The sequence below is a fragment of the Geodermatophilus sp. DF01-2 genome (assembly GCF_004571065.1).
In the GTDB taxonomy this organism is placed as follows: Bacteria; Actinomycetota; Actinomycetes; order Mycobacteriales; family Geodermatophilaceae; genus Geodermatophilus.
Map to the genome: position 1 here is coordinate 1 of NZ_SPQN01000033.1, position 12,557 is coordinate 12,557.

A 12,557-nucleotide genomic window follows, 5' to 3' on the forward strand; every position below is an offset into this window, starting at 1 on the left:
ACGGGCGCCGGCGGGCTCGGCGACCTGTTCGGCGGCCTGTTCGGCGGCGGAGGAGGCGCCGGCTCCGCCCGGGCGCGCAGCCAGGCGGCGTCGGGGCCCGCGCGCGGCCAGGACGTCGAGACCGAGGCGACCCTCTCCTTCGAGGAGGCCGTCCTGGGGGTGACGGTGCCGCTGCGCATGCAGAGCCCGGGCACCTGCCCGACCTGTTCCGGCTCCGGTACCCGGCCGGGGACGAGCCCGCACACCTGCCCGGTGTGCCAGGGCGCCGGCGTGACGAGCCGCAGCCAGGGGGCGTTCGCCTTCTCCGAGCCCTGCCGCAACTGCCGCGGCACCGGCCAGGTCGTCGACGACCCCTGCTCGACCTGTGTGGGCAACGGCGTCACCACCCAGACCCGCACGATCACGGTGCGCATCCCGGCCGGCGTCAAGGACGGCCAGCGCATCCGGTTGGCCGGCAAGGGCGCGCCCGGACGGCGTGGCGGCCCGGCGGGCGACCTGTTCGTCGTCGTCCACGTGTCCGACCACGAGCTGTTCGGCCGCACGGGCGACGACCTCACGCTGACCGTGCCGATCACCTTCGCCGAGGCCACCCTCGGGGCGACGCTGACCGTGCCCACGCTGGACGCCAACGTCACGCTCAAGGTCCCCGCGGGGACGGCGAGCGGCCAGACGCTGCGGGTCCGCGGGCGCGGCGTCCCGGGCAAGGGCCGGGCCGGGGACCTGCTGGTCACCGTCGAGGTGGCGGTGCCCAAGCGGCTCTCGCCCGCCGCGGAGGAGGCGGTCAAGGTGCTCGACGCCGAGCTCGGTGACCCGCGGCCGCGGATCACCGCCGCGGTACAGCAGGGGGGTGCCCGGTGAGTGTTCCCATCGACGGCGGTCGCGAACAGCACGACGTCGGCCGCGCCGTCGCCGAGGACGCGCCGGTCTTCGTCATCTCGGTCGCGGCCGAGCTCGCCGGCATGCATGCACAGACGCTGCGCCAGTACGACCGGCTCGGACTGGTCAGCCCCGGGCGTACCCGGGGCGGCGGCCGGCGGTACAGCCCACGGGACGTCGCGCTGCTGCGCGAGGTGCAGCGGCTGTCCCAGGAGGACGGCGTCAACCTGGCCGGCATCAAGCGGATCATCGACCTGGAGTCGCAGGTGGAGGCCCTGCAGCAGCGGGTGCAGGAGCTGATCACCGAGCTGGAGCTCGCCGAGAGCCGGCGGATCGCCACCGAGTCCGCGGTCCGGGCCGGCTACGGGCGCGACCTCGTGCCGCTGCGGCCCCCCACCTCGGCGCTGGTCGTCTGGCGGCCCCGGGACGAGAGGTGACCGAGCGTGCGAGGTCACCCATGGGCAGAGCACCTCTCGGCACGGCACCGACGAGCGCTAGCGAGGAGGCGCCGTGACCGAGCGTGCGAGGTCACCCATGAGCAGAGCACCTCTCGGCACGGCACCGACGAGCGCCAGCGAGGAGGCGCCGTGACCGAGCGTGCGAGGTCACCCATGAGCAGAGCACCTCTCGGCACGGCACCGACGAGCGCCAGCGAGGAGGCGCCGTGACGCAGGTCGACGCCCACGAGGCCTACGTACGGGTGGAGCGGGAGATCGGCCTGCTGCTGCGTCGCTCCCGCGCCATCTCCGCTCGCCTGTCCCGCGAGCTGCACCCCGACCTGGACGGCGCGGCCTACGGCCTGCTGGCGCTGCTGCAGGACGCCGGCCCGCTGCGTGCGAGCGACCTGGTGGCCCGACTGGGCCTGGACAAGAGCACGGTGAGCCGCCAGGTCTCCTCGCTGGTCGCGCTCGGGCTCGTCACCCGTGCGGCCGACCCCGGTGACGGCCGCGCCCAGGTGCTGCGCACGTCCGAGGAGGGCGCTGCCCGGTTGGCCCGCATCCGGGAGGCCCGGCGGGCCCGCTGGGAGGCCGACCTCGCCGACTGGCCGCCCGAGGACGTCGCCACGCTGGGCGAGCTGCTGGCGCGGTTGAACCGCCTCGGCGAAGCCCGGGAGACGGCTCTGTCCGGCGGCGCCGACCAGGCGGACCCCGGCACGGAGCCGCGCGGCGCTGGGTGAGCCCTCCGGTAGCGGCGCGGCGGGGGGCGCGGCATTCTGGAGGAACTACATCGGTGTCCGAGCCGAGGTTTCGGAAGTGTCGGCAGATCGTCATCTCGGACACCGCTTCTTCATGTCCCGGCGTGTCTTCATCGGTTTTCGCCGTCCTGACCAGGGCATCTGCTCGTCGGGCGGGCCGGACCTGGGCCCGGTGACCACGATGGAGACCATCTGATGCAACGCAAGAAGACCCTCGCCGCCGCGGCCTTCGGCCTGCCGCTGGCGCTGTTCGTGGCGACCCCGGCCGCCGCCGCGGAGTCGGCCACCGTGCAACTGCAGCCCCTCAACGGCAGCGGTGCGAGCGGCACCGCCGAACTGCGCCTCGACGAGGAGGCCAACACGCTGACGATCAACATCGACACCATGGGTGTGGTGCCGGGGCTGCCGCACGCCCAGCACGTGCACATCGGCGGGCAGAACGTCTGCCCCTCGATGACCGCGGACACCAATGGTGACGGCATCGTCAGCACCGTCGAGGGCCAGCCCGCCTACGGCGCGATCCAGCTCTCGATCACCACCGAGGGGGACTTCGGCCCGGAGTCCGCGCTGGCGGTCGAGCGGTTCCCGGTGGCCAGCCCCGAGGGCGAGGTCAGCTACGAGCGGACCTTCGACCTGACCCAGATCGAGGGCGAGATCATGCTCGAGGATGTCGTGATCGTCCAGCACGGCATCGACTCGATCAGCCCGAACGGCCAGTACGGCCCGCCGCCGCCGGCCAGCGAGCTGAACCCGGACCTGCCGCTGGAGGCGACCGCGCCGGCGCTCTGCGGCGCGGTCATGCCGGCCGGCGGCCAGATGGACCAGACGCCCACCGGCGGCGTGCAGGCCGGCGGCGGTGACACGGCCGGCATCGAGAACGAGGCCCTGTTCGCCCTCGGAGCCGCCGCTCTGGCCGGGGCCGGGGCGCTGGCCTACCGCCGTCGCAGCTCCCGGGGTTCCGCCTGAGCAAGCACCGGGCACCGGTCGGTGGCCGCCGTCGTCTGACGACGGCGGCTACCGCCGTACTCGCCGCCACCGGCGCCGGACTTATCGGCCTCGGGGTGGCGAGTCAGCAGGCGCCGCCCTCGCTGGCCGGCGGGCTGCGCGCGGCTGCGGTCGCCGAGCCGCCCACCGGCGCGGGGCAGGCCGGCGGCACGGGGGAGGGGGGCGCACCGGCCTTCGCGTCCGGGGCGGGCGCGCCGGGGCAGCCGGAGTCGGTGGCGAGTGCTCCCGTCCCCGAGGAACCCTCCCCGCCGATCTCCGGTCCGCTCCTGGGCGAGGCCGAGCCGACGGCGCTGGAGGTTCCCTCGATCGGACTCCGGACGGACGGACTGGTGCCCCTCGGCCTGATGTCCGATGGCTCCATGGAGGTGCCGGCGGACTACGACCGGGCCGGTTGGTACCGGCACGGTCCCACCCCGGGGGAGCTCGGGCCGGCAGTGCTGGCCGGGCACGTCGACTCGGCGGCCGAGGGACCGGCCGTCTTCTTCCGGCTGGCGGAGCTGTCGCCGGGCGCGGAGGTGCTGGTGACCCGGGCGGACGGGCAGACGGCTGTCTTCGCCGTCGAGCGCGTCGAGCAGTACCCCAAGGACGAGTTCCCGACCCAGCGGGTCTACGGGGACATCGACCACGCGGGCCTGCGGCTCATTACCTGCGGCGGCGCGTTCGACCCGGCGACCGGCCACTACCGCGACAACATCGTCGTCTACGCCCGGCTGGCCGACGTTCGGTGAGCTGCGTGTCCGGTCGGGACGCGGCGCGCCCCGCGCCGTGCGACCGTGTCCCGGCACCGGACCCTCTGGTGTGGCACCGGGGCAGGGAGGTCGGGTGGGCGACACCGCGGGGCTGCTGGTGGTCGTCAACCGGAGCGCCGGGTCGGCCGAGGACGAGGTCGACGCCGCGCTGACCGAACTGCAGGCGGCGGCGGAGGTGACCGTCGTGGCCACGGCCGACGCCGCGGAGCTGGAGGCGGCGCTCGCCGGCCGGGACGGACGTCGCCTCGTCGTGCTGGGCGGGGACGGCTCGGTGCACGCCGTGGCGCGAGCCCTGGACCGGGCGGGCGAGCTGGACCCGGCCGAGCCCGTGGGCATCGTCGCCTGCGGGACGGGCAACGACCTCGCACGGACCCTCCGGCTGCCCCTGGACCCGGTGCAGGGGGCGGCGGCCGTCCTCGCCGGGCGGCCACGCCCGCTCGACTTGCTCGACGACGACGCCGGTGGGCTCGTGGTGAACGCGGTGCACGCCGGGGTGGGCGCGCGCGCCGGGGCGCAGGCCGACCGGCTCAAGGAGCGGATCGGGGTGGCCGCCTACCCCGTGGGCGCGGCGCTGGCGGGGGTGAGCAGTCCCGGGTGGCCGCTGCGGGTCGAGGTGGACGGTCGCGTCGCTGCACACCCGGCGGAGGGCTGGGTCGCCGACGGCACGCGGGACCTGCTCATGCTCGGCGTCTGCACGGGGCGCTCCATCGGCGGCGGGACCCCGCTGGCCCCGCACGCCGAGCCGGACGACGGGCTGGCCGACGTGGTCGTCTCGGTCGCGACTGGCCCGGTCGCCCGCGCCGCGTTCGCCGCAGCGCTGACGTCCGGGACGCACGTCGACCGGCCCGACGTCCTCGTGCTGCGCGGCCGTCAGGTGTCGGTCACCGGCGGTCCGGTCGACCTCGACGCGGACGGCGAGGTCGAGGAGGGCGTGCCGCAACGGACCTGGCGGGTGCGGCGGCACGGCTGGTCGGTGCTCGTGCCGCCGCACTGAGCCAGGCGGGGGCAGGAGGGTCCTTACCCCAGGGCGGCGTCCAGGCTGATCTCGTCGACGCCGGTCAGCGCCTTGCTCACCGGGCAGCCGGCCTTGGCCGCCTGGGCGGCCTGCTCGAACCCTGCGGCGTCGAGCCCCTCGACCTCGCCGCGGACGGTCAGCTTGATCGCCGTGATGTGCGGGCCGCCGTCCTTCTGGCCGAGCGTGACGTCGGTGGAGACCTCGAGCGCCTGCGGCGTGCCGCCGGCCTTGGCGATCTCGTTGGACAGCGCCATGGCGAAGCACGACGAGTGCGCGGCCGCGATGAGCTCCTCGGGGCTGGTCGTCCCGTCGGCGTCCTCGGCCGCGCGCTTGGGGAACGACACCTCGTAGGTGCCGACCTTCGAGCTGGACAGTTCGACCTGGCCGGAGCCCTCCTGCAAGGTGCCGTTCCAGGCGGTGCGGGCGGTACGGGTGGGCATGAATCCTCCTCCGCGGACTGGGTGTCAGGCGGTGCGCCTACCCCGGTCGGTCGTGGGCAACCCAGCGTCGGGTCAGTGGGTGGTGACCCGCTCGGTGACCAGGTTCAGCTTGGCCTTGAGGTCGGCGAACTCCGCGCGGTCGAGGTCGAGCGCGCAGATGATCTCCTCGGAGATCGCATCGGCCTTCTCGCGCAGCGCCCGGCCGGCGTCGGTCAGGACGATGGCGACGGAGCGCTCGTCCTCCACCCGGCGGTGACGGGTGACCAGACCGGCGGTGGTGAGCCGCTTGAGCAACGGGGAGAGCGTGCCGCTGTCCAGCGAGAGGCGGGCTCCCAGTTGGCCGACCGTCTGGTTGTCGGTCTCCCACAGCAGCATCATCACCAGGTACTGCGGATAGGTGAGCCCGATGGCGTCGAGGAGGGGTCGGTAGCGCGCCGTCATCGCCCTGGAGGCGGCGTAGAGCGCGAAGCACAGCTGGTCCTCGAGGACCGCGCTCGGTGCCGGGAGACGCGTCATCTTCAGAAGTCTAGGGGGCCGGTTTCCGGTGCTACCGGAGGTCGCACCCGGGACGTCGCACCCAGCGGCGGTCCGGCCCGCCCCGGCACGGAGTGGACGCACTGAGGTTGAGTGGAACAGACTCAACCCCGAGCTCGTTGGACTGCTCGACAGCACTGGCCGGTGAGTCCGGCCCATCCCGAGAGGACCGTCCCCACAGACCATGCAGAGCAAGCTCACCACCCGTTCGCAGGAGGCGATCACGGCCGCCCAGCGGCTGGCGGTCGACCGCGGCCAGGCCGCGCTGGAGTCCCTGCACCTGCTCGCCGCGTTGCTCGAGCAGAGCGACGGCATCGCCGGCCCGCTGCTCAAGGCCGTCGGCGCCGACGTCGCCGACGTCCGGGCCAAGACCGAGGCCGCGCTGCGGCGGATGCCGAGCGTGAGCGGCACGACCGTGCCTGCCCCGTCGCCCTCGCGTGAACTGCTCCGCGTGCTCAACGCCGCCGGGGAGCAGGCCGGCGCGCTGGGCGACGACTTCGTGTCCACCGAGCACCTGCTGGTCGGTCTGGCCGGCTCCGACGGCGAGGCCGGTGCGGTGCTGACCAGCGCCGGCGCGACCCGGGACGCGCTGCTGGCCGCCTTCCGCATGGTTCGCGGCAACCGCAAGGTCACCACGGCGGACCCGGAGAGCACCTTCCAGGCGCTGCAGAAGTACGCCGTCGACCTCACCGAGCGGGCCCGCGAGGGGAAGATCGACCCCGTCGTCGGCCGGGACACCGAGATCCGCCGGGTGGTCCAGGTGCTGTCCCGGCGCACCAAGAACAACCCGGTGCTGATCGGCGAGCCCGGCGTCGGCAAGACGGCGATCGTCGAGGGCCTGGCCCAGCGGATCGTGGCCGGCGACGTGCCGGAGAGCCTCAAGGGCAAGCGGCTGATGGCGCTGGACCTGGGCTCGATGGTGGCCGGCGCGAAGTACCGCGGGGAGTTCGAGGAACGCCTCAAGGCGGTGCTGCAGGAGATCACCGAGGCCGAGGGTGAGGTCATCACCTTCATCGACGAGTTGCACACGATCGTCGGCGCCGGGGCGACCGGCGACTCGGCGATGGACGCGGGCAACATGATCAAGCCGATGCTGGCGCGCGGTGAGCTGCGGATGGTCGGCGCCACCACCCTCGACGAGTACCGCGAGCACATCGAGAAGGACCCGGCGCTCGAGCGCCGCTTCCAGCAGGTCTTCGTCGGTGAGCCCTCGGTCGAGGACACCATCGGCATCCTGCGGGGCCTCAAGGAGCGCTACGAGGTCCACCACGGCGTCCGGATCACCGACGCCGCCATCGTGGCCGCCGCCACGCTGTCGGACCGGTACGTCACGGCCCGCTTCCTGCCGGACAAGGCGATCGACCTGGTCGACGAGGCGGCCAGCCGGCTGCGGATGGAGATCGACAGCCGCCCGGTCGAGGTCGACGAGGTCGAGCGCGCCGTCCGCCGGCTGGAGATCGAGGAGATGGCGCTGGCCAAGGAGGACGACCCGTCCTCGGTCGAGCGCCTGGCTGCCCTCCGCGCCGACCTGGCCGACAAGCGGCAGCAGCTGGACGAGCTGACCGCCCGCTGGCAGCAGGACAAGGGCGCGATCGTCCGCATCCAGCAGATCAAGGAGGAGCTGGAGCGGGCGCGCACCGACGCCGAGCGGGCCGAGCGGGACGGCGACCTCGCCCACGTCGCCGAGCTCCGCTACGGCCGGCTGCCCCAGCTGGAGAAGGCGCTGGCCGAGGCAGAGGCGTCGGTCGAGACGGGCGACTCCATGCTCAAGGAGGAGGTCGGTCCGGACGACATCGCCGAGGTCGTGCAGGCCTGGACCGGCATCCCCGCCGGGCGGCTGCTCGAGGGGGAGACCCAGAAGCTGCTGCGGATGGAGGAGGAGCTCGGCCGGCGGGTCGTCGGGCAGCCCGACGCCGTCCGCGCCGTCTCCGACGCCGTCCGCCGCGCCCGGTCCGGCGTGGCCGACCCCGACCGGCCGACCGGGTCGTTCCTCTTCCTGGGCCCGACCGGCGTCGGCAAGACCGAGCTGGCCAAGGCGCTGGCGGAGTTCCTGTTCGACGACGAGCGGGCGATGGTCCGCATCGACATGAGCGAGTACTCGGAGAAACACTCGGTGGCCCGGCTGGTCGGCGCGCCGCCCGGCTACGTCGGCTACGAGGCCGGCGGCCAGCTCACCGAGGCGGTGCGCCGGCGGCCCTACACCGTCGTCCTGCTCGACGAGGTGGAGAAGGCCCACCCTGACGTCTTCGACGTCCTCCTGCAGGTCCTGGACGACGGGCGGCTCACCGACGGGCAGGGCCGGACGGTCGACTTCCGGAACACCATCCTGATCCTGACGTCGAACCTCGGCTCGCAGATGATCGCCGACCAGTCGCTCCCCGAGGAGCGGCGCGGTGAGGCGGTCATGGGGGTCGTCCGGCAGCACTTCAAGCCGGAGTTCCTCAACCGGCTGGACGACGTCGTGGTCTTCCGGGCGCTGGGCAGCGACGAGCTGGTCGGCATCGTCGACATCCAGGTCGGCGTGCTGGCCCGCCGCCTGGCCGCTCGCCGGCTGACGCTCATCGTGACCGACGCAGCCCGCGAGTGGCTGGCCCTCAACGGGTTCGACCCGGTCTACGGCGCCCGCCCGCTGCGTCGGCTGGTGCAGTCGGCGATCGGGGACCAGCTGGCCCGCGCGCTGTTGGCCGGCGAGATCCGGGACGGCGACGAGGTCGTCGTCGACGCGCCGGAGGACCTCGCCGAGGAGGGCCTGACCGTCCGCCGCGGCTGAGCGACACGCCGACGCACAGGCCCCGCCGTCTCGTGGGACGGCGGGCCCTCGCGCGCTCGGGGCGTTGGCGTTCCCGCGGGAACACCGACGTACGAGGCTGCGACCTGGGCTGGGCCCGCCCGGGGAGGCCTCCTGCGTCCCGGGCACCGAGATGCGTCCCGTGGTGGTTCCCCCTGTCCCCGTGGCAGCCATCGGCCGCATGTCGGCACGGACGGTCGGCGCCCCGCGACTGGGGCCCCGCACCGATCGGGTCTCGATCGACCTCCTGCTCTGGTCCGCCGCCGGAGGGTGGGTGATCATCGCGGGCAGGACCGACGAGCGACCAGGGAGCGCGCGATGACGTCAGGGCAGAGTGGCCAGGACCCGCAGCAGGGGTGGCGGCCGCCGCAGGACCAGCCGGGCTGGCAGGCGCCGCCCTCGCAACAGGGCTGGCAGAACCCGCCGCCCCAGCAGGGTTGGCACGACCCGCAGCAGGGCTGGCAGGCGCCCCCGCCGTACGGCTACGCCAACGCCCCGTCGGCGCCGGGCGGCCACTTCCCGCCGGAGCCTCCGGAGCGGCCCACGACCGTGCGCGTCGGGATCGGGGCCTTCCTCGCCACGCTGATCCTGGGCGTCATCGCCTCGCTGGTGCAGTTCTCCGACATCGACGGCCTGGTCGCCGAGGCGGTGGCCGTCGCGGGTGACCCGGCGGTCACCGAGGACATCATCCGTACGGGCCTGGTGGTCGGCGCGGTGATCGGTCTGCTGCTGGTCGCTCTCGAGGCGCTGTTCATCTGGTTCGCCTGGAAGGGGCGCAACTGGGCGCGCATCGTGTTGTGCGTGCTCGGGGGCATCAACGTGGTCTTCGGCCTCGGCGCCCTGGGTGGAGCTGCCGGAGGCGTGGCGAGCTCCGGGTTCCTGGACTCCCTGTCGGTCTTCTCGCTGGTGCTGACGCTCGTGGGGGTCGTCGCGCTCCTGCTCAGGCCGTCCACCGAGTGGTACCGGGCGATGACCGCCCGCCGGCAGGCCGGACTGCGCTGACCCTCCGATACGGATCTCGCTACTGATGTGCTGAACCCGTAGCGCGGCTGGTCGCGAAGACCGGCCGTGACCCCCACCGAGCAGGCCACGGCGAGCGGGCCGGACGGGCAGGGCGGCGGGCGGCTGCACGGCCGGCGCCGCCGGTCCGCTGCCGTGGCCGGGCTGCTGTCCGCGGCCGTGGCGCCCGGGGTGGCCGAGTTCGTCACCGGGCTGGTTCGGCCCGCAGTCCTGGCCGGCCGTGGCCGTGAGCGACACGGTCATCGCCCTCGTCCCGGAGCCGGTCGAGGCCTTCGCGATCGAGACCTTCGGCGGGGACGACATGATCGCTCTCGTCGTCGGCACGCTGGTCGTCGTCGCTCTGCACGCCATCGTCCTCGACGTCGTCGCGCTCCGGCGCCGCGCCGTAGGGGTGGCTGGCATCGCGCTCTTCGGCGTCGTCGGGGCCGCCGCAGCGGTCCCCGGGCCCGCAGACCGCCGAACGGGCCAGCCCGTTCCTCTCCGGGGCGACCGGACTGCACTCTGTCCGGGTGGTCGCCAGCTGACCCCCAGGGAGGACCGGCGACGGTCCGCCCCCCGAACTCGTCTCGGCCGCCGGCCGCAGGCGCGATCCCCGGCCCCACGCCCCCGGGCCGGGGGCAGGAGCCCCGCACGACCACAAGGAGATCCCCGTGCAGCGCACCCCGACCCGCAGCGTTCTGCTGGCCGCCACCTCCAGCCTGGCCATCACGCTCGGCGCCTGCGGCTCCGCCGACACCGCGTCGGACAGCGCGGCCACCGACACCGGTGCCGGCACCTCGTCGTCCGGCCCGGAGACCAGCCCGGAGACCGGCCCGGAGACCAGCCCGGAGACCAGCCCGGAGACCAGCCCGGAGACCAGCCCGGAGACCAGCATGGACAGCGGCACGGACATGGCCTCCGACGAGCCCTTCGGCGAGTCCTGTGCCCAGGTCCCCGCCGACGGGGAGGGCAGCTTCACCGGCATGACCGACGACCCGGTGGCCACCGCGGCCAGCAACAACCCGGTGCTGTCCACGCTGGTGCAGGCCGTCATGCAGGCGGGCCTGGTCGACACGCTCAACAGCGCCCAGGACGTCACCGTGATCGCCCCGGCGAACCCGGCGTTCGAGGCCGTCCCCGCCGACCGGCTGCAGGCGGCCCTGGCCGACCGGGCCCAGCTCACCGCGATCCTGACCCACCACGTCATCGACGGTCGTCTTGCCCCCGACGAGCTGGTCGGCACGCACACCACGCTCGCCGGCGAGGAGGTCACCATCGAGGGCTCCGGTGAGACGTTCACCATCGACGGCACCGTCACCGGCGAACCGGCGTCGGTGATCTGCGGCGACGTGCAGACGGCGAACGCCACCGTCTACATCGTCGACCAGGTGCTCGCCCCGACGGCTCCCTGACGAAGGACCCGCTCCTCGGCGCCGTCGCAGGCTCCGGGAGGCCAGGGAGGGGACCTCGCGGGCCGTCGTCCGACCGGACGGCGGCCCGTGGTGCTGCGGTTCCGGCCTTTCCCTTCCCGACGGCCCAGTGCACGCCGTCCCTCGTGCCGTTCCCGGCCACGGCGGGCCGGGCCGGAGATGATGGCGGGCGCCCCGGACCAAGGAGCTCCCGCCCCGTGGCGCGCACCCCGATCCGCCGCGCCCTGCTCACCGCCACCGCACTGGTTGTGCCACTGGCCGGTTGCGGCTCCGGTGAGCCCGCGGTCGACGCCGCCGCGGTGGGCCGCGCTCCCGTGACGGCCCCCGCACCGTCGGCCTCCTCGCCGGCCCCGGCCGGGCCGTTCGGCCCCGGCTGTGCCGCGTTGCCGGCCGAGGGCGAGGGCAGTCCGGCCGGCATGGCCGACGACCCCCTGGCCACCGCGCTTACCAACAACCCCTCGCTCTCCAGAACGGCGGTCGCCGTGCACGCGGCCACGCTCGTCGACTCGCTCGACGTGACCGAGGACCTCACCGTGCTCGCCCCGACGAACGAGGCGTTCGCGGCGGTCCCGCCGGGGACCTTCGAGCCGCTGTTGGCCGACACCCCGCGGCTGACCTCGCTGGTCACCCACCACGTGGTCGCCGGACGGCTGACGCCGGCGGAGCTGGCCGGCACGCACACACCCTCAACGGTGACCTGGTCACCATCGAGGGCTCGGGGGAGAGCTTCACGATCAGCGCCGACCAGACCCTCCTGGGCGCCGCTGACGCGTCGGTCACCTGCGGCAACCTCCGGACGAGCAACGCGACCGTGTACGTCGTCGACCAGGTGCTCACCCCGCCGGCCGGCTGATGGAGGATCCCCTCCTGGTCGGAGGACCGCCTCCTGCGCCAAGGAGGGGGCCACGCTCGGGGACGCCACGGTGGAACCGGGCCCGTCAGTAGGGTCGGCGGCATGACGGCCTCCGCCCCCCTGCTCGACCGTGACCGGCTGCTCGAGCTCGTCGTCGACCTCGCCGTCGTGCGCGGGCGGGTGACCCTCTCCTCGGGGCAGGAGGCCGACTGGTACATCGACCTGCGCCGGCTGACCCTCCACCACGAGGGGGCGCCCCTGGTGGGCCGGGTCATGCGGCAGCTGACCGGAGACCTGCGCTACGACGTCGTCGGCGGGCTCACCCTGGGCGCGGACCCCGTGGCGACGGCGATGCTGCACGCGGCGGCCGCGGGGGAGGGCTTCCTGGACGCGTGCGTCGTCCGCAAGGCCGGCAAGGCGCACGGCCTGCAGCGGCGGATCGAGGGGCCGGACGTCGCCGGGCGCAGCGTGCTCGTCGTCGAGGACGTCTCCACCACCGGCTCCAGCCCGCTGACCGCCGTCGAGGCGCTGCGGGAGGCCGGTGCCGAGCCGATCGCCGTGGCGGTCGTCGTGGACCGGGGCGGGCGGGCCGCGGTCGAGGCGGCGGGCCTGGAGTACCGCGCCGCGTTCACCCTCGCCGACCTCGGCCTGGAGTGAACCCGCGAGATCTGCA

The 12,557-nt window shown here is 74.3% G+C and carries 13 protein-coding genes; 10 read left to right on the forward strand and 3 right to left on the reverse strand.

Annotated elements, in window-relative coordinates; translation table 11 throughout:
• From E4P41_RS10685 to E4P41_RS10710, 6 genes are all read left to right on the forward strand, one after another.
• Nucleotides 1-858, forward strand: an 858-nt coding sequence (locus E4P41_RS10685) for a DnaJ C-terminal domain-containing protein (protein WP_135141242.1), incomplete at its 5' end; no start/stop codon positions are given.
• Nucleotides 855-1,313, forward strand: a complete 459-nt coding sequence (locus tag E4P41_RS10690; RefSeq protein ID WP_209307649.1) for a MerR family transcriptional regulator — start codon at nucleotides 855-857, stop codon at nucleotides 1,311-1,313. The genes E4P41_RS10685 and E4P41_RS10690, both read left to right, overlap by 4 nt.
• Before the next feature lie 227 nt (nucleotides 1,314-1,540).
• A complete protein-coding gene (locus E4P41_RS10695; RefSeq protein WP_135141243.1) occupies nucleotides 1,541-2,053 on the forward strand; it encodes a MarR family transcriptional regulator in 513 nt (170 codons plus the stop codon).
• Nucleotides 2,054-2,266: 213 nt separating this feature from the next.
• Nucleotides 2,267-3,037 carry a hypothetical protein gene (locus E4P41_RS10700; protein ID WP_209307650.1) on the forward strand — a complete coding sequence of 257 codons (771 nt, stop codon included), beginning with the start codon at nucleotides 2,267-2,269 and terminating at the stop codon, nucleotides 3,035-3,037.
• A gap of 95 nt (nucleotides 3,038-3,132) precedes the next feature.
• Nucleotides 3,133-3,804 (forward strand): class F sortase, encoded by a 672-nt coding sequence (locus tag E4P41_RS10705; RefSeq protein WP_135141245.1) that lies wholly within the window; start codon nucleotides 3,133-3,135, stop codon nucleotides 3,802-3,804.
• Nucleotides 3,805-3,898: 94 nt separating this feature from the next.
• Nucleotides 3,899-4,819, forward strand: coding sequence for a diacylglycerol kinase family protein (locus E4P41_RS10710; RefSeq protein ID WP_135141246.1), 921 nt, complete (start codon nucleotides 3,899-3,901; stop codon nucleotides 4,817-4,819).
• A 23-nt stretch (nucleotides 4,820-4,842) separates the two neighbouring features.
• Here the strand turns inward: E4P41_RS10710 and E4P41_RS10715 are convergent, their stop codons facing one another.
• Complete coding sequence (locus tag E4P41_RS10715) at nucleotides 4,843-5,280, reverse strand: OsmC family peroxiredoxin (RefSeq protein ID WP_135141247.1); 438 nt, start codon at nucleotides 5,278-5,280, stop codon at nucleotides 4,843-4,845.
• Between the two features lie 72 nt (nucleotides 5,281-5,352).
• Nucleotides 5,353-5,796: a MarR family transcriptional regulator gene (locus tag E4P41_RS10720; RefSeq protein ID WP_135141248.1), complete on the reverse strand. Its 444-nt coding sequence runs from the start codon at nucleotides 5,794-5,796 to the stop codon at nucleotides 5,353-5,355.
• Between the two features lie 202 nt (nucleotides 5,797-5,998).
• Between E4P41_RS10720 and clpB the strand changes: the two genes are divergently transcribed.
• Nucleotides 5,999-8,584, forward strand: coding sequence for an ATP-dependent chaperone ClpB (clpB, locus tag E4P41_RS10725; RefSeq protein ID WP_135141249.1), 2,586 nt, complete (start codon nucleotides 5,999-6,001; stop codon nucleotides 8,582-8,584).
• Nucleotides 8,585-8,920: 336 nt separating this feature from the next.
• Nucleotides 8,921-9,604: a hypothetical protein gene (locus tag E4P41_RS10730; RefSeq protein WP_135141250.1), complete on the forward strand. Its 684-nt coding sequence runs from the start codon at nucleotides 8,921-8,923 to the stop codon at nucleotides 9,602-9,604.
• Between the two features lie 202 nt (nucleotides 9,605-9,806).
• Here the strand turns inward: E4P41_RS10730 and E4P41_RS22105 are convergent, their stop codons facing one another.
• Nucleotides 9,807-9,968, reverse strand: coding sequence for a hypothetical protein (locus tag E4P41_RS22105; RefSeq protein WP_167761029.1), 162 nt, complete (start codon nucleotides 9,966-9,968; stop codon nucleotides 9,807-9,809).
• 304 nt (nucleotides 9,969-10,272) lie between these two features.
• Here E4P41_RS22105 and E4P41_RS10735 point away from each other — a divergent pair, with 304 nt between their 5' ends.
• Both E4P41_RS10735 and pyrE read left to right on the forward strand, forming a co-directional pair.
• Nucleotides 10,273-11,013 (forward strand): fasciclin domain-containing protein, encoded by a 741-nt coding sequence (locus E4P41_RS10735; protein WP_209307651.1) that lies wholly within the window; start codon nucleotides 10,273-10,275, stop codon nucleotides 11,011-11,013.
• Nucleotides 11,014-11,986: 973 nt separating this feature from the next.
• A complete protein-coding gene (gene pyrE, locus E4P41_RS10745; protein WP_209307652.1) occupies nucleotides 11,987-12,541 on the forward strand; it encodes an orotate phosphoribosyltransferase in 555 nt (184 codons plus the stop codon).
• Nucleotides 12,542-12,557 lie beyond the last annotated feature (16 nt).